Source organism: Nostoc linckia z4, from assembly GCF_002608075.1.
In the GTDB taxonomy this organism is placed as follows: Bacteria; Cyanobacteriota; Cyanobacteriia; order Cyanobacteriales; family Nostocaceae; genus Nostoc; species Nostoc linckia.
Window position 1 is genome coordinate 39138 of the sequence record NZ_LAHA01000030.1, and the last position, 16594, is coordinate 55731.

Annotated in this window: 11 protein-coding genes; 6 read left to right on the forward strand and 5 right to left on the reverse strand. The window is 39.9% G+C overall.

Annotated features, from left to right (window positions below):
- The first annotated feature begins 36 nt into the window (after positions 1 to 36).
- The 4 genes from VF06_RS22245 to VF06_RS22260 all read left to right on the forward strand — a co-directional run bounded on the left by VF06_RS22245 (position 37) and on the right by VF06_RS22260 (position 6325).
- Positions 37 to 1314 (forward strand): O-antigen ligase family protein, encoded by a 1278-nt coding sequence (locus tag VF06_RS22245; protein ID WP_099067737.1) that lies wholly within the window; start codon positions 37 to 39, stop codon positions 1312 to 1314.
- A 48-nt stretch (positions 1315 to 1362) separates the two neighbouring features.
- Positions 1363 to 2466: a glycosyltransferase family 4 protein gene (locus VF06_RS22250; RefSeq protein WP_099067736.1), complete on the forward strand. Its 1104-nt coding sequence runs from the start codon at positions 1363 to 1365 to the stop codon at positions 2464 to 2466.
- A gap of 124 nt (positions 2467 to 2590) precedes the next feature.
- Positions 2591 to 3787, forward strand: a complete 1197-nt coding sequence (locus VF06_RS22255; RefSeq protein ID WP_099067735.1) for a glycosyltransferase family 4 protein — start codon at positions 2591 to 2593, stop codon at positions 3785 to 3787.
- A gap of 324 nt (positions 3788 to 4111) precedes the next feature.
- Positions 4112 to 6325 (forward strand): GumC family protein, encoded by a 2214-nt coding sequence (locus VF06_RS22260; RefSeq protein ID WP_099067734.1) that lies wholly within the window; start codon positions 4112 to 4114, stop codon positions 6323 to 6325.
- Between the two features lie 323 nt (positions 6326 to 6648).
- On the opposite strand, the gene VF06_RS22265 is transcribed toward VF06_RS22260, so the two are convergent.
- The 5 genes from VF06_RS22265 to fabI form a co-directional block, all read right to left on the reverse strand.
- Positions 6649 to 8034: a right-handed parallel beta-helix repeat-containing protein gene (locus VF06_RS22265; protein ID WP_244917981.1), complete on the reverse strand. Its 1386-nt coding sequence runs from the start codon at positions 8032 to 8034 to the stop codon at positions 6649 to 6651.
- Between the two features lie 1039 nt (positions 8035 to 9073).
- On the reverse strand, positions 9074 to 10546 hold the full coding sequence (locus VF06_RS22270) for an SLBB domain-containing protein (RefSeq protein ID WP_099067733.1): 1473 nt from the start codon (positions 10544 to 10546) through the stop codon (positions 9074 to 9076).
- A 406-nt stretch (positions 10547 to 10952) separates the two neighbouring features.
- Positions 10953 to 11936, reverse strand: a complete 984-nt coding sequence (locus tag VF06_RS22275; RefSeq protein WP_099067732.1) for an ABC transporter ATP-binding protein — start codon at positions 11934 to 11936, stop codon at positions 10953 to 10955.
- A gap of 236 nt (positions 11937 to 12172) precedes the next feature.
- Positions 12173 to 12814, reverse strand: coding sequence for an imidazoleglycerol-phosphate dehydratase HisB (gene hisB, locus VF06_RS22280; protein WP_099067731.1), 642 nt, complete (start codon positions 12812 to 12814; stop codon positions 12173 to 12175).
- Between the two features lie 89 nt (positions 12815 to 12903).
- Positions 12904 to 13680: an enoyl-ACP reductase FabI gene (gene fabI, locus VF06_RS22285; protein ID WP_099067730.1), complete on the reverse strand. Its 777-nt coding sequence runs from the start codon at positions 13678 to 13680 to the stop codon at positions 12904 to 12906.
- Positions 13681 to 14059: 379 nt separating this feature from the next.
- Here fabI and ntcA point away from each other — a divergent pair, with 379 nt between their 5' ends.
- Together ntcA and VF06_RS22295 are read left to right on the forward strand one after the other, a co-directional pair.
- Positions 14060 to 14731, forward strand: coding sequence for a global nitrogen regulator NtcA (gene ntcA / locus VF06_RS22290; RefSeq protein WP_010998529.1), 672 nt, complete (start codon positions 14060 to 14062; stop codon positions 14729 to 14731).
- A gap of 166 nt (positions 14732 to 14897) precedes the next feature.
- Entirely contained in the window at positions 14898 to 16388 is a 1491-nt protein-coding gene (locus VF06_RS22295; protein ID WP_099067729.1) for a DUF3084 family protein, read from the forward strand.
- The last annotated feature ends 206 nt before the right edge of the window (positions 16389 to 16594 follow it).

Here is a 16594-nt window from a genome sequence, read left to right on the forward strand (position 1 = left end):
TCTTGTCTGTGTCCACCATGATGCATACTCCAAACAATGAGAAAACTTCTACTTTCTGCCGAACAACTACTTACAGTTATTTGCTTAATAATTTATTCAGGAACTCCGTTAGATCCATTTCTGACTGATGGTTTCACCTTGCAAGAAGGTGATAGAACCATATTTAGATTACTTTACACTCTGACATATGCAATAGCTTTTTTATTAATTATTCTCCGATGGAAGAAAGTTATCTACGTTATTAGTAAAAATAGGCTTATTTGGCTCTTAGTTGGAGTTTGTGCAATTTCTAGTTTTTGGTCTTTAGATCCAGATACAACTATACGTAGGGTTTTTGGTCTAGTAGGAACTACATTTTTTGGAGTTTATTTAGCTTCGCGCTACACCTTAAAAGAACAACTGAAAATGTGTACTTATATGCTTGGCATCTCAGCAATAGCGTGTTTCCTAGTTGTTTTTTTGATGCCACAGTATGGCCTTGGAGTGGATGAACATGCAACTGCTTGGAGAGGAATATATTCACAGAAAAATATCCTTGGTAGGAGATTTGCACTGAGTGGAGCAATATTTTTCTTTATTGCTATGACTACTCGGCAAAATCGCTGGGTTTCGTGGCTTGGCTATATGGCTTCTGCAATACTTGTGTTATTCTCAAGCTCAGCAACATCTTTAGGCAATCTACTCGTAGTTACAGCAGCTTTTCCTGTATATCACAGAATTTTACGCTTTAGGTATACAATCTTGATACCTACCTTGACATTTATAGCCACTGTAAGTATTGCTTTTTATGCCTTGTTTGTAACATACGCCGATCAAATTTTGGGAAGCGTAGGTAAAGACACTACGTTAACTGGACGCTCAGAGATATGGCCTGCTGTCTTCGAGATGATAGGGAGAAAACCCTTACTTGGATATGGCTATGGAGCATTCTGGTTTGGTGCTGATACTTCTGGTGCGGCCTATGTACAAGAGTCAATAGGATGGCCTGCTCCTAGTGCCCACAATGGATTTTTGGATCTCTGGTTAGCTGTAGGTTTAGTGGGACTTTTAGTTTTCCTAGCGGGATTCTTAACTAGTTTTTTCCGAGGCATATATTTAATCAGATTAAATAAAGTATTTGAAAAGAATGTATGGCTACTAATATATTTAACCTTTATCGCTTTTTCCAACTTTACTGAAACTATACTAATCGAGCAAAATTCAATTGAATGGACACTATATGTGTCGGCCATTTTATCAAGTCAAGTATCTCTGAATTTCAACAAAAATTATAAAAATACAATTGGTGTACATACTGAACAATTGGAAATTTAAAATTTTCAAGCTAATTAATAATAAAATGTCACACTTCAGCCAAAGAAGATGAATAAAACTAATCCTATTAAGATTGTCATGTTAGGCCCTAGCTTACTTCAGCAGGGCGGTATTTCTGGTTACGAAAAGCTGTTTTTGGAGTATGCTCCTCCTGAAGTAAAAATATGTCATATCATTACCCATGAAGAAGGAAGTGTAGTTAAAAAAATTACGGTATTTTTGAAAGCTATATGGAAATTTTTATGGATATTACTCAAGCAAGAGGCTGATATTGTTCAACTTCAAATTTCTCAGCGTGGAAGCATTTTGCGACAAGCAATTATGATACTTTTAGCTTGGGTATTTCGGAAACCAATAATAATACATGCTCATGGTAGTCAATTCCATCTCTTCTACGATGGATTACCGAAATCCATACAGCAACTGCTAAGTTGGATATTTGGCAAGTGCCAAAGGCTAATTGTATTATCTGAAAGTTGGAAAAACTTCTATATCAAAAATCTTGGTCTAGAACCGGAAAAAGTTGTAGTTTTTTATAACCCAGTAAAAATTCCTGTAGAAGTTCCAAATCGTTCAATCCCTGACAAAGTTAATTTACTCTTTTTAGGACGAATTGGCCAACGTAAAGGAGCATTTGACTTGATCGAAGCCATTTCTCTATTGCCTAAGGAACATCGAACTAAATTGAGTCTGATTATGGCAGGAGATGGAGAAGTAGAACAAGCGCGCAATTTAGTTACTACTTTAAATCTAGAAGATTACATCAAATTACCTGGGTGGATAGGCTCAGATGAGCGCGATATTCTCTTAACTCAGGCAAATATTTTTGTACTGCCATCTTATAATGAAGGTCTCCCATTAGCAATGTTGGAAGCAATGGCTTGGGAATTACCAGTTGTAGTTACACCAGTAGGTGGTATACCTGAAATAGTTACTGATTTAGAAAATGGTTTCATTGTTAATCCAGGGAATCCAGAGGAGTTATCAAGTTCTTTAAAATCTTTGATTGAAAATGAAGACTTGAGGTTTTCTTTGGGATTCAAAGCCAGAAAAAGTGTATTCGCTCTTGATATAAAAAATCATTGGATTGCTTTCTTGAAGTTATATCATTCGCTATTAAATTTAGATGTTCCAGTAAGTCTAAAAAGTTAGTAATTAAAAAGATTACAAACTAGGAAAATCTAAATATGCAGCTTACTAACAGGGTTTCTAAATAAAGAAGCACATTACACAGCTGACAAGTGTTTTCGTCAAACAATTAAGAATTTAAGTTATCATGGCATTAGCAAAAAGAGTATTAATTATCGTTGAAAATCTGCCAGTTCCCTTCGATCGACGAGTGTGGATGGAAGCGACTACTTTGCAAAAAGCAGGATATGAAGTTGCCGTAATTTCACCTACAGGTAATGGCTTTGATAAAGACTACGAGGTTATTGAGCAAATTCACATCTATCGTCATCCTCTACCACCAGAAGAAAGTTCGGTCGTTGGGTATCTCAGAGAGTATAGTTGGGCGATTAACTGGCAATTCCGCCTAGCCCAACGGGTGTGGCGAGAGCGTGGTTTTGATATCATCCATATTTGTAATCCACCGGATTTACTTTTTCTAGTAGCAGGGTGGTTTAAATTATTTCATGGTGTACGCATTCTTTTCGATCATCATGACCTCAGCCCTGAGATGTATGAAGCTAAGTACCAGCGTCGTGATATTTTTTATCAGGGATTACGGTTGGCTGAACGCTTGACATATGCGACAGCAGACATTGTAATTTCAACCAACGAATCCCATCGAGAGGTAGCTATTACCCGTGGGAAAAAGAAACCAGAGAAAGTCTTTGTAGTTCGTAGTGCGCCAGACCTATCCCGTTTTCGTCGAATGTCTCCAAATCCGAATTACCGTGCAGGTAGGGACTACTTGGTGGGTTACATGGGTGTTATGGGGGAACCAGAGGGAATTGATTATCTCCTGAGAATGGTCAATTACATTGTTCGGAAAAAAAATCGCCAAGATATTCACTTTATGCTGATCGGCAGTGGCCCTGCGGCAGACAAGCTCAAAGCCTTATCTAAAGAATTGGAAGTAACTGATTTCGTAGAATTCACAGGATTTAAACAAGGTGAGGAACTTTTAGAGCGGCTCTCCAGTTGTGATGTGTGTGTGGAACCATCTCCTACATCTGCCTATAACGAAAACTGCACCATGAATAAAATTCTTGAATATATGGCTATGGGTAAAGCAATTGTGCAGTTTGATTTACGAGAGGGAAGACGTTCTGCACAAGAAGCTTCTCTCTATGCCAAACCGAATGATGAAGTGGAGTTTGCTGAGAAAATTCTAGAGCTTCTAGATTCCCCTGAACGCAGAGAAAAAATAGGAGCCGAGGGGCGACGCAGAATGGAAGAGATACTTGAGTGGCAATATCAAGTTCCGAAACTTTTAGAGGCATATGATAAGATTTTTAAAAGTCAGTAATTACCACCTTAAAATTTTCTAATCATTACTCATGAAGTTGGGTAATATCTAAATACTTAATATTGATACTGCGTCAAATCGTTAAGAAACCCTAAAATCAGCTAAAACCCATAGTTTTTCAAGGTTATTTCTGACGAATGTGGCGCAATCATGCAAGAATGTGAACTCAATTTGTAACTTATATAGTCTATACTGTGTGTTATGCGTAAGGTTTTATGGTACAAGTGCTGTTAATTGTAGTGCCTTGTGCTTGCTCTAAGCCATAATATCTTTTAGTTTATCGCTCAAAAACTGTACTTTTGAAGATTTATGTCATAAAAATTTATGGAATCTAGAGAAACTCTTGATTTAGACCTTAATCGTTATTTATTGATGTTGAAACGGTGGTGGGTACCTGCTGCCACCATTTTTATAGCTACAGTAATGCTCAGCGCAGTGGCCACAAGGTTTATCAAGCCGTCCTATGAAGCAGAAGGAAAATTATTGTTCAGAATTCCTTCTTTTAAAGTAGTGGGATCTAACCTTTTGCCGACAACCACAGAAGGAGGATCTACAGGAGACCTCAAATCACTAATAGCATCTCAAAATCCTATAAACACTCAGATAGAAGTTATTTCGTCTCCTGCTTTATTGCAGAAGACAATAGATAAATTACAACTCAAAGATCAAGAAGGTCAACCCCTAACAGTAAAAGCTCTACAAAAATCGCTGATATTAAAAATTATTGGCGGAACAGATGTATTACGAGTTACTTATGCGAGCCTTAACGCAGAAGAAGCTGCCGCAGTGGTCAACACAGTGATGAATGTTTATCTAGAAAATGATATTCTCACAAATCGTTCAGAGGCAGCATCAACTCGTCAATTTATTGCTAGGCAGCTTCCAAAAACTCAAGAGGCTGTTGATAAAGCAGAACGAGAACTACGTATATTTAAGCAGAAAAACCGCATTGCAGATCTAACAGAAGAAACAAAGTCGGCCGTAGGGATTATTGGAAATTTAAATAACGAGATTAATACTGTTCAGGCTCAATTGGATGAAGTCAATGCTCAAACCAATGAACTGCGACAGAAAGTAAATTTGAGTTCTCAAAATGCGATCGCTGTCAGTGCCTTAAGTCAGTCACCAGCTGTACAGGGAATCTTGACACAACTTCAAGATATTGAGCGGCAGTTAGCAAGTGAGCGCAGCCGTTTCCAAGATGATAACCCAGCAATTATTAATTTAGAAGCAAAAAAAGCTAATTTAAGAGCTTTACTACAGCAGCAAATTTCCCAAACAGTTGGTAGCAACGCACAAGTTCCTCAAAATTTATTGCAAATTGGAGAACTCAGACAAACTTTAATCCAAGATTTTCTGCAATCAGAAGTGCAACGTTTTGGCTTAAGTCAAAGACTCGCTTCTTTGTATAATTCTCGCACCAACTATCAAAAGCGCGTGCAAGTAATACCACAATTAATACAAAATCAGCGGGAATTAGAGCGGAAACTTGAAGTTGCAGAATCAACATATCAAACTTTATTGAAAAAAGTTCAAGAATTACAGTTAGTTGAGAACACCAATACAGCAAGTTCTCGGATTATTGCTCAGGCTTTAGTGCCCACTGACCCAGTAGCAGGCAAAAAATTTCTCGTTTTACTCTTAGGAATAATGTTGGGTTTATTTTTAGCTACAACAACTGTTCTATTCTTAGGTATGAGAGATAGATCTCTGAAAACACTCAGAGAAGTTAGAGATATATTTAGATATACCTTACTGGGAATTGTTCCTCTGTCCGTGAAAAAGGTTCGCTCTCGTTTTTCAAGTGCAGAATCAATAACTCAAAAAGTTGCTGTCCGAGACATGCCTTACTCTTTAACAAGTGAAATGTATCGGATGATTCAAGCAAATTTAAAATTCTTGAGTTCCGATAAAGTACTTAAAACAATTGTAGTCACTAGCGCAGTTCCTAAAGAAGGCAAGTCTACAGTTTCAGCGAATTTAGCAGCAGCGATCGCTCAACTAGGACGTAAAGTTTTACTAATTGATGCAGATATGCGAGTTCCTTCTCAGCATCATCTGTGGGAATTAACCAATGCAGTTGGTCTAAGTGAGGTTCTTGTAGGTCAAGCTGAATTTAATACGGCTGTATCCAAAGTAATGGATAACCTTGATGTCTTAACAGCTGGAGTTAGACCTCCCAACCCACTTGCTTTGCTTGACTCAAAACGTATGGCATCATTAATTGACAATTTTTCATCCCAATCTAATTATGATTTTGTCATTATTGATGCTCCTCCCCTTCTGTTAGCTGCTGATGCTTTAACCTTAAGTCAAATGACTGATGGGATTTTGTTAGTAGCTCGTCCTGGAGTAATTGATTCTAACAGTGCTAACGCGGCTCAAGAAATGTTAGAAAGATCCAACTATAATGTGCTGGGTTTAGTTGTCAATGGAATCATTGATAAAAATGAATCTAGTACCTATATGTATCACGGTCACGAATATTTCCAACCAAGGGAATTGACAAAAGAATTTAAGGGACTTGCCAAAAAATAAAAGTTCCATTGTAGTTTATCTTGGTTATACCAACATTTCTTACACCAATCAAACGTTAAGCGGAGCTTTGTTTGCTCCGCTTTTAGTTCAGATGGTATTTATTTGATAACAATCTTAAGAATTACAATTTTATCTAATACTAATTGAAAAAATAATGCGACGTTCTGTCGGTTTTCTTAGTGCATGAATTTTTAATTGGTATAAAGCTTTGTAGTCCTTTGTAAGCCTTCAGTAAAAATAGGTTGTAAACAAAAATACTGTAGAAATCAGAATTTTGCTATACAACCCATTCGTAAACTATTTAGTACTACTTAAATTCAGCACTATTGAATTTCGTATGCTCCTCTATCGGTTGCTGAACCTCTTATACGGGGGTTACCGAGAAAATCAGTTTTCAAAAAATCGAACTTAGTACCACTATTGATTGCTCGACTTGTCGATCTTACTCTAAAATCCTTGCCGCCAGCATTAACAAACTGCGGATCTGCGACAATATCGTTAGAACCCCTACCACTTGCGCTATAACCATTACTGTTATAAAGGTTATAGTTGAAAGTGGTGTTGATATTTTTTCCGTTGTTCATGTTTATCGGCTTACCACTTTGAGAATAGAGAATGTTATTTAGAACTCTCACATTCCTAGTGTCATTCATCGAGATTTGTCCGTATGAAATTTCTGGAGTCTGGTTATTCGTGTAAGAAGTGTTATTGATGACATCGATATTGTCAGTTCTAAATGCATGAATGCCACCACCACCATTTTCATACACAACGTTGTTAGCAATCAAAATACGGCCTTGATACGGTGGTAATTTCGATCCTGCCTCATCATTTCTTCCACGGTCAAAAATTATTCCGTTACCGTCTTGTTTCTTGCCGTTATAAATCCAGGGAACGTACAGTCTATTTCTATAGACCTTGTTGTTCGTTATAATCATTCTGTAGTTGCTCTGATTACCGTCATAGTTCCAATTCTTTAGAAAGGAAATGCCACTACAACCAAAGGGTGAATACCAAGCATTATTATATACTTCGTTATTACTCACCGTTATGTAATCCACTTCAAGTCCTGTAATGCCTCCTCCTCCACAGTCATGTATCTTGCTGTTGAGAATACGAATATGATGAGGCCGAGCTTTTGTTCGCCCATCTATAGTAATGCAACTGCCGCTAGTTCTTGGGTTTCCAGTGTTATACTGTTGACTCAGGGCATAGCTGAGACTGATATTACTGTTATTTCCTTCAATTTCTATGCCGTTGACCTCGATGTAGGAAGCTCCATCTTTAATCCAAATTCCATGCCATCCATCGTGCTCGATTTTCGGCGAATGTCCAGGGTACGCTTTATATGTAATCCATGCATTTGACGAACCTGAACGTGTAATCACTAATACCGAGTTTGCTGGGCTTGAATTCCTGTATACTCCATTCATTAAAAATACTGTATCACCCGCTTTGGTGAGGTTTGCCGCTCTTTGAGGAGTTCTAAACGGCGATGAGGGAGTGAGTCCGCTATTGTTGTCGTTGCCAGTACCGCTAACGTAATATGTCGTCCCAGCAGCAGTAATAGCACTGATGAGCTTGCGATTGGGTAGTTTATTTTCTTGAACAGTGGATGATTGAGGAACATCTCTAACTACAGACTCTGTTATCTTCTGCCCTTGAAGCATACCCGTTAATGCCCAGGGAAGTACAACAGATGCACTCAAACTGAGAAAACTCAAACCATGAATCATCATAGGAAAAAAAGGTTATGTTGCAAAAACTGAACTGTCAATGGTTACTAACTCTAGCCTTAGTAAGTAACTCAGTATTCGATACGGCCGTATAACTGCCATTTGTAAGTTTATACACGGTTTTTTAGGTTTGCACCTGCGAATTTCCGCGTAAATATTGATTAAATGCTTTTTGAGATTGTGTTCTAAAAACTAGCAAGTCTGTAGTAAAAATACTGATAATAAGCCATCAGTATGCAGAATTACAATTTTTGACGAACACTAAGCATTGGTACAAATGGCGTCATTTATAATTCGACATCATTCTACTGTGTATATGTGGGATCTGTGGTTAAGATAGTGTATCTCTCATCAATCGGTTAATTTACTTAAATAATACTTATAATAATGAGAATCATCATGGGAATAAAAATCAAGCAGAAAAAAGCATTTTTCGTCTCTGCTTCCTGAAGATTCTTATTCTCATAAAAATTCAAGCTAATTACAACGCGATCCTAAGTTCTCTTAAAGAGAAAATTTTTACTCTCTACTCCCCACTATCCTTGACATATTAAAGTCATAGATAATTATCGAATAAGTAATAATACTTAAAATTTTGTCAAAAACAGGGGTGAAAACACAATTTTTGAGCTAGCAATGCTGATGCGGGCTAGGCCTACGGGTCATCAAAAAAAGTGCCACTAATTCTTAGGCTCCAATCACCGTATTCAATTGAATTTAATACTAAAATAAAACTATGATATACAGCGTTATTACTATTGACAAAAATAATTTAATTTAAATCTGCTAGAAATTAATCCCCACTCCCTGTTCAAGTTAATTTCACAAGACTTGGGCAAAAATCCCGTGATTTCCATATTACGAGCGACAGGGTAGTAATCCCTCGTCGCGACGACACTACCCTTTATCGCAAGACAAAATAATACTTGCGTCAGTCCTACTTAAAAATAAAATCAAATCGTGGGGACAGGAAAAGTTGACCAACGCCCCCAATTAAAATCTAAATTTGTAACTAAAGTCCGAATACCCTCAAAATACTGAAGATAACACCTAGAGGCCCAGCGACAAGGCCTGCGGTATCACCGACTTTTGCTCCGCCGGAGCGGCCGACTACTACGACATCATTATTGCGGAGTATAGGATTAGTTTGCTCATTAATCCCAGCTGAGAAATCCACTTTTACTACACGTTTCGTGACGGAACCATTAGGATTGAGACGAATCAAATCAACAGCATCGTCACTGGCTCTGGCATCGTTGAATCCACCAGCAGCAAGTATAGCTTGGTTTAAAGAGCTATTAGGTTGAATGTCTGTTAATCCTGGTCTTTTGACTTCCCCGACCACACCCACTTGAATGCGTGCGGGAGACAAAGTAGTGGTGGCTAGTTGAGTAGCCTCTGCTGGGTTAATCTCTGTTGCTGTGGGAACAACGATTGTATCTCCATCTTGGACAATAATGTCTTGATTAGCATCCCCACTCTGTAACAGTTGCCAAAGGTTAATATCTATAGCTTGTTCTGAGCCAGTTCTGGTCAATCGGCGTAGCTTGAGATTACGAATATCTGCCTGTGCCGTAATTCCACCAGCTAGTTGAATTACTCGTGTAACATTTGGTAGACCAGTGGGAGTAGCAGTACCACTGTTAGGAGCTGCGCCTCCCTGCTGTTCGTTTAAGCTACCTGGCGTAACTAGGTAGGAACCAGGACGGTTGACTTCACCAATAATTGTTACTGTGCGGGGTGTAGTTTGACTGGCAGCAAAGTTAGCTGCAAATATATTGCGGGATTCTGCTACGTTGAAGGTATTTGCAGTTGGCACAACTATAGTGTCTCCATCCCGCAAGGTTATATCTTGTGATAATGTACCTGTTTGGATAAGTTCTTTTAAGTTGAGGGTAACGACTTGTTCTGAACCACGTCCGAATTTACGCCGTAATTGAACTTGAGTTACATCAGCAGCCAGTGTAACTCCTTGGGCTGTTGTCAATGCAGCTAACACAGTGGGGTATTGTACGCCTGGATTGTCTCCAGCACCTCCACTCAAGTTTAAAGTATAAGCTCCTGGACGTGTTACCTCTCCAGCAACAAAAACATTAATCGGACGAGGTGATAATAAATTAACTGAGATTAAAGGACGTTTGAGGAAGCGAGCATATCTTCTGGCAATTTCATCAGCAGCCTGTTCGGTTGTTAGCCCAAGAACTGGAACACTGCCAATTAAAGGTAAGTTGATTGCTCCTCCTGGAGGAATTTGGTATTCACCTGTATATTCAGGTACTTCAAAGACATTTACACGGATGCGATCGCCCCCTCCCAATAAATAGTTAGTATCTAATTGTGTTTGTGTATTTGGTATTTGTGTAGTTGATGGTGCTGGTTGTCCCTGAGCTAGGCTAGCAAAGGGTACGGCAACATTGAAAGCAGTTAATAAAGCCGCACCCAGAACTGGTTGGGTAAGCGATTTCAACAAATTCGTGTTAAGCATATTTCCTTGAGATTTTGAAATTACGATTAATAAAGTACTGTCTAAACATTTTTATTTTGACTATACCTAAGTATTCAAGTTCCCCAACAATCTTATTTTCCTTGAAAAGTGTAATTTTCCGGAGAAAATTTGTTGATTTGATTTGAATTTTCAATGAAGTTCATTTAAAGTTAAGTGTCTTGGAATATGACAATTATCCCCAAATAATAAATTTCAGCAATCCAAGGTAGTTTATACAATACTATGTTTGCTTTCCAATGAGGCAATTACCAATAAATTTTTACTAAATTAAGTCAATTTCATGACACTTAAGTTTGAATTTAAAATATGTAATGAGTAACATTTGTTATCAACATTAAAATGACCGCTATTTAATTAGCAACTAGAGAATTATTTAGCAATCAAACTAGTTTAGTGAATGATTTTTTGTTTGGATTTGTTGAATAAAAAGCTCTTCTAAGGACTGACGACACAAGTTCATGGCAATAATTTTACCTTCCATGAGACGAAGACTAGCTAGAAAATCATAGTAGTCATCATGTAGTGTACCTTGCCAGGAACCATCAGGTTCAAATCTCAAAGCAGGTAGCCATTTTTTGAGAATTTCCGAGTCACCACCTTGACCTTTGACATGGTATGTGTTGTCACCACCCAAAAGTTCATTCAGGGAACCAGAGCAAATTAATTCACCTTGAGCGAGTATGGCAATGCGATCGCAAATCTGTTCTACTTCGCTGAGAATGTGGCTGTTGAAAAAAATCGTCTTGCCGGCGGCTTTGAGAGCCAAAATAATTTCCCGCATTTGGTAGCGTCCTACAGGATCGAGGCCAGACATTGGTTCATCTAAAAAAACTAATTCTGGCTCGTTAATTAGCGCCTGTGCCATACCAACACGCTGTAACATGCCTTTGGAGTAGCGGCGCAGCAATTTTTTGCGGGCATCGGCTTGGGATAAACCCACTAATTCCAGCAATTGGGGAATGCGTCGGCGTTGTATGCCCTCAGGAATTTGGAATAGCCCAGCTGCTAACTGCAAAAACTCCCAGCCAGTTAAATAATCATACAAATAAGGATTTTCAGGTAAATAGCCGATGTATTGCTTAACATTGCGATCGCCTATTGGCTGACCTAACAATAGTCCCTGTCCACCAGTGGGACGAATAATCCCTAACAATAGTTTTAAAAGGGTAGTTTTACCAGCGCCGTTGGGCCCTAACAGTCCAAAGGTTTCGCCTTGATAAACTTTTAAAGAACAGCTTTTTAAAGATACGACTTTTTGATTTAGCCAAAAACCAGTACGGTAAACTTTTCGCAACTCAGAAGTTAGGACTACTGGCAGAGTGTTTGTCCTATTGAGTTGAGAATCAGGGTCATCTGCAACAGACTTCATCTCGGTTTAATCAACAATTAGCAACTTGGTATCTATTACAAGTTACCCAACAGGGTGATAATAATCACCACTGAGTTTGATAATTATCGCAAACAGAGTGAGTGCTATTAGCGGTAGTGGGGTGTTTAGCCCTTAGTGAATCAAAAGTGAGGAGTTATCATTCTTCCTTTGCTTCCCTGCCACTGTGCCCCCATCCCGCATTAGGTTTCCTGGGATAAACTGATCCCTGGAGGCTCTTACAAAACGCCTTTAGAACTAGGAATCAAGCCAGCACGACGAGGGTCAATTTCTACTGCTAAGCGTGTCGCCCTTGCAAAGGCCTTAAATGTCGCCTCAATAATGTGATGAGAATTAATGCCATCCAGTTGCCGAATGTGTAGTGTCATTTGGCTGTGGTTTGCTAATGCCACAAAGAATTCGCGCACCAGCTGGGTGTCATAAGTTCCTACACGCTGGGTAGGAATTTGTAAACCGTAGCTGAGGTGAGGGCGTCCCGAAAAGTCCAGCACCACCTGAACTAAAGCTTCATCTAAAGGTGCAAGGAAATTACCAAAACGAGCAATGCCTTTCCTATCGCCTAATGCTTGGTTAAAAGCTTGTCCTAAGGTAATACCTACATCTTCGTTGGTATGGTGGTCATCAATTTCCCAGTCTCCTTTGGCTTGGATATCTAAGTCAATCAACCCGTGTGAAGCTATTTGATGCAACATATGATCCAAAAACGGAATACCTGTTGCTGCGGTGCATTTTCCTGTTCCATCAAGATTGATGGTAACTTGCACATTAGTTTCCCCTGTGGTGCGATGAACAGTAGCAATCCGAGGGGTTTTAGTTAACTGGTCGTAATTTGAATTGACTTGGCGATTGGTTGTTTGCATAGGGAAGAGTTAGAAGTTAGGAGTTAGGAGTCAGGAGTTAGGAGTTATAAATTTTTAACTCATAACTCATAACTCATAACTTTATCGCGTCACATTCCCATAATTTCATATCCTGCATCTACATACAGAACTTGTCCGGTGATGCCGCTGGACAAATCACTGCATAAAAAAGCCGCAGTGTTGCCGACTTCTAGCTGAGTGACAGTCCGCCGTAGCGGAGCTACTTCCTCTACATGATGGATCATATCTAAGATTCCGCCCACTGCTGAAGATGCTAAAGTGCGGATGGGGCCTGCGGAGATGGCATTGACGCGGATATTTTGCGGCCCTAGTTCAGCAGCCAGGTAACGCACGCTCATTTCTAATGCCGCTTTGGCAACTCCCATAACGTTATAGTTAGGAATTACCTTCACACCTCCTAAATATGTCAAGGTGACAATACTACCCCCCTCAGTCATCAAGGGTTTAGCTGCATTGCTTAACTGTACTAAAGAATAAGTACTAATCTCTAAAGCAGTTTTGAAACCAGAACGAGAGGTTTGGCTAAAACCTCCCGTCAAATCTTCTTTGTTGGCAAAGGCGAGACAATGAATCAGGATGTCTAGCTTTCCCCACTTATCCCGTACTGTCTCAAAGGTAGATTGAATTTGTTCTTCGTTTTGGACATTACAGGGAAGAAATAAGCTGGGGTTGAGGGGTTGGACTAGTTCGGCTACTTTTGTCTCCATTTTGCCGCGTTCATCTGGCAGGTACGTAATTCCGAGATTAGCTCCTGCTTTGTGCAGCTGTTGGGCAATGCCCCAGGCAATGGAGCGGTTGTTGGCAATACCTGTAACCAAGGCATTTTTTCCAGTCAGATTCAGCATAGAAATTGTTAATGGGATCGATCATTAGGAGCATACTAGAATCCGAGGCTAGTTTGTCTTTGTTTTACACGGGATTTGCAAAAATGAATATTGGTAAGGGTGTTTGCTATCAACAAATTCTTGATTCTTTCTAAAGATATTCTCAAGTTCTCTTTATTCGTTCTTCAAAAAAGCTTTTTAATACCACTACTAGGAACAGTTTATCAACAATTTATAGCTGAAGAGATCGACAATTATGTATCATTATAAACAGTGAGTTAACAAACAATTAGTTGGAGTATAGGAAAGTACAGAAAGGTTGACGGTGCTTTATTGAATTTTCAGGTGTATTCTTAGGTAATTAGTTTTTGTTTTTCCGGCATTGGGTAGGGGAAGGGAGATGATCGTGACACAAGATAAAGCCCTAGCAAATGTTTTTCGTCAGATGGCGACCGGGGCGTTTCCGCCAGTTGTGGAAACGTTTGAACGCAATAAAACGATCTTTTTTCCTGGCGATCCTGCCGAACGAGTTTATTTTCTTTTAAAAGGTGCTGTTAAACTTTCCAGGGTGTACGAGGCAGGAGAGGAAATAACGGTAGCACTGCTGCGAGAAAATAGTGTTTTTGGTGTATTGTCATTGCTGACAGGAAATAAATCGGATAGGTTTTACCATGCGGTTGCATTTACCCCTGTGGAATTACTGTCGGCACCAATCGAACAAGTAGAGCAAGCACTCAAGGAAAATCCAGAATTATCAATGTTAATGCTGCGGGGTCTGTCTTCGCGAATTTTACAGACAGAGATGATGATTGAAACTCTTGCTCACCGAGATATGGGTTCCAGGTTAGTGAGTTTTTTATTAATTCTTTGTCGTGATTTTGGAGTTCCTTGTGCTGATGGCATCACAATTGATTTGAAGTTGTCTCATCAAGCGATCGCTGAGGCAATTGGTTCGACTCGTGTTACAGTTACAAGGCTACTAGGGGATTTGCGTGAAAAAAAGATGATTTCTATCCACAAGAAGAAGATTACTGTGCATAAACCCGTTACTTTAAGTCGGCAGTTCACATAAAACAATTGGAAAAAGCGGAGTCGGCACGTGTCGTATTTTCAAGATCGCACTAATAGCTCAAGGAAAATCTAAAATTGACTAATCTCAGCTATTGCCAACCTCCACTTCTCCACAGACAATGGTCAAAAGTAGTAGGCTGTATCTGGAAGGATTTCGGTAGCTAAACATGACCACCGGATACATCCTCATCGCAGCAATTTTAATTCTGGGAGGCGTAATTGCAACCGTGGGCGATCGCATCGGCACACGAGTTGGCAAAGCCCGCCTCTCACTCTTTAACCTTCGTCCAAAAAACACCGCAGTACTAGTAACGATTTTTACTGGGGGTTTGATTTCAGCATCAACCTTAGGAATTTTATTCGCTGCTGATGATAAATTGCGGCAGGGAGTTTTTGAGTTAGAGGATATTCAAACAGACCTCAGGCAAAAGCGGGAACAGCTAAAAACCGCAGAAACCCAGAAAAGTCAGGTAGAAAGCGAATTGAATCAAGCAAGAATCGCCCAAGCCAAAGCCCAACAAGAGTTGCAAGCAATTAATCAGTCTTTACAGGCGGCCAATGCCAAGCAAAGGGAAACCCAAGCCCAACTCAACCGCACCATTCAGCAGCAAGCCCAAACCCAAACTCAACTCCAGCGCACTCAAGGGCAGTTAGATCGAGTTGTCAGTCAGTACCAAAAAGCCATAGCCGAACTGCAAAGCGTTTACAATCAGCGGCAGGAACTACAGGCAGCAGTTGAACTACTAAAGACAGAACGTCAACGACTGTATGCGGAAGCGAAAAAAGCGATTGACGAAGCCAAAACAGCTATCGAAAAACGCGATCGCGAACTTGCCAACCGCCAAGAAGGGATAGAAGCACGCGATCGCAAAATTGCCCAACTCGACCAGTTAATTCAAAAGCGTAATTCAGAAATTACAGCTAGAGAACAAGTGATTGCCAAACGGGAATCTCGCCTCAAAGAATTGGAAACACAACAACAGCAACTAGAACAGGAAGTTGCAAGGCTGGAAAAATATTATCAGTCTTACCAAGACCTGCGTTTGGGTAAACTGGCTTTAGTTCGCGGTCAAGTTCTAGCGGCTGCTGTAATTCGCGTTACCCAGGTGGCTGCGGCTCGTCAAGCGGTGGTACAACTTTTACAACAAGCTAATCGCAACGCCAATCTGGAATTAAGTGAGCCTGGTGGAAATTCTCCAAATGTAGAGCTGGTGCGCGTAACTCAGGAAAGAGTCGAGCAATTGAGCAAGCAAATTGAGGATGGTCGCGAATACGTAGTGCGAATTTTTTCCGCAGGTAATTACGTTAGAGGAGAAAAGCAAATAGAAATTTTTGCCGACATAGCCAGGAATGAACTCGTTTTCTCTGGAGGTGCCCAATTAGCCACAACCACCGCTGACCCCAAAAACATGACATCCTATCAGTTGCAGCAGCGATTGGAAATACTAATTTCTGCTTCCCAATTTCGCGCCCGTAACGCCGGAATTGTGGAAAATGTACAAGTGGATGGTACTTTTCTGCGTTTTGTTGCCCAATTAAGAAAGTACAATCAACCATTGGAAATTAAAGCCATCGCCGCAGAAGATATTTATACAGCGGGGCCTTTGAGAGTGAAATTAGTAGCAGTAGTCAACGGACAAATTATTTTTAGTACTTAAACAACAAGTCAGAAGTCAGAATTCAGAATTCAGAATTCAGAATTCAGAATTCAGGAGTTAGAAGTCAGAATACAATTAATGGGAGATGAGCCAATACGGTTCGGATAAGCAGTATGAACTCCCCTTGTGGTCTGGGAAAAGGTGAGCCAGCGCGGTCTTGGGGGTTTCCCCCATGAGCGACTGGCGAACCCCGAAGGGGTTAAGGG

Coding starts and splice junctions, on each gene's coding strand:
- VF06_RS22245 (WP_099067737.1), top strand. CDS start 37: ATGAGAAAACTTCTACTTTCTGCCGAACAACTACTTACAGTTATTTGC.
- VF06_RS22255 (WP_099067735.1), top strand. CDS start 2,591: ATGGCATTAGCAAAAAGAGTATTAATTATCGTTGAAAATCTGCCAGTT.
- ntcA (WP_010998529.1), top strand. CDS start 14,060: ATGATCGTGACACAAGATAAAGCCCTAGCAAATGTTTTTCGTCAGATG.
- fabI (WP_099067730.1), bottom strand. CDS start 13,680: ATGCTGAATCTGACTGGAAAAAATGCCTTGGTTACAGGTATTGCCAAC.
- VF06_RS22260 (WP_099067734.1), top strand. CDS start 4,112: ATGGAATCTAGAGAAACTCTTGATTTAGACCTTAATCGTTATTTATTG.
- VF06_RS22270 (WP_099067733.1), bottom strand. CDS start 10,546: ATGCTTAACACGAATTTGTTGAAATCGCTTACCCAACCAGTTCTGGGT.
- VF06_RS22275 (WP_099067732.1), bottom strand. CDS start 11,936: ATGAAGTCTGTTGCAGATGACCCTGATTCTCAACTCAATAGGACAAAC.
- VF06_RS22295 (WP_099067729.1), top strand. CDS start 14,898: ATGACCACCGGATACATCCTCATCGCAGCAATTTTAATTCTGGGAGGC.
- hisB (WP_099067731.1), bottom strand. CDS start 12,814: ATGCAAACAACCAATCGCCAAGTCAATTCAAATTACGACCAGTTAACT.
- VF06_RS22250 (WP_099067736.1), top strand. CDS start 1,363: ATGAATAAAACTAATCCTATTAAGATTGTCATGTTAGGCCCTAGCTTA.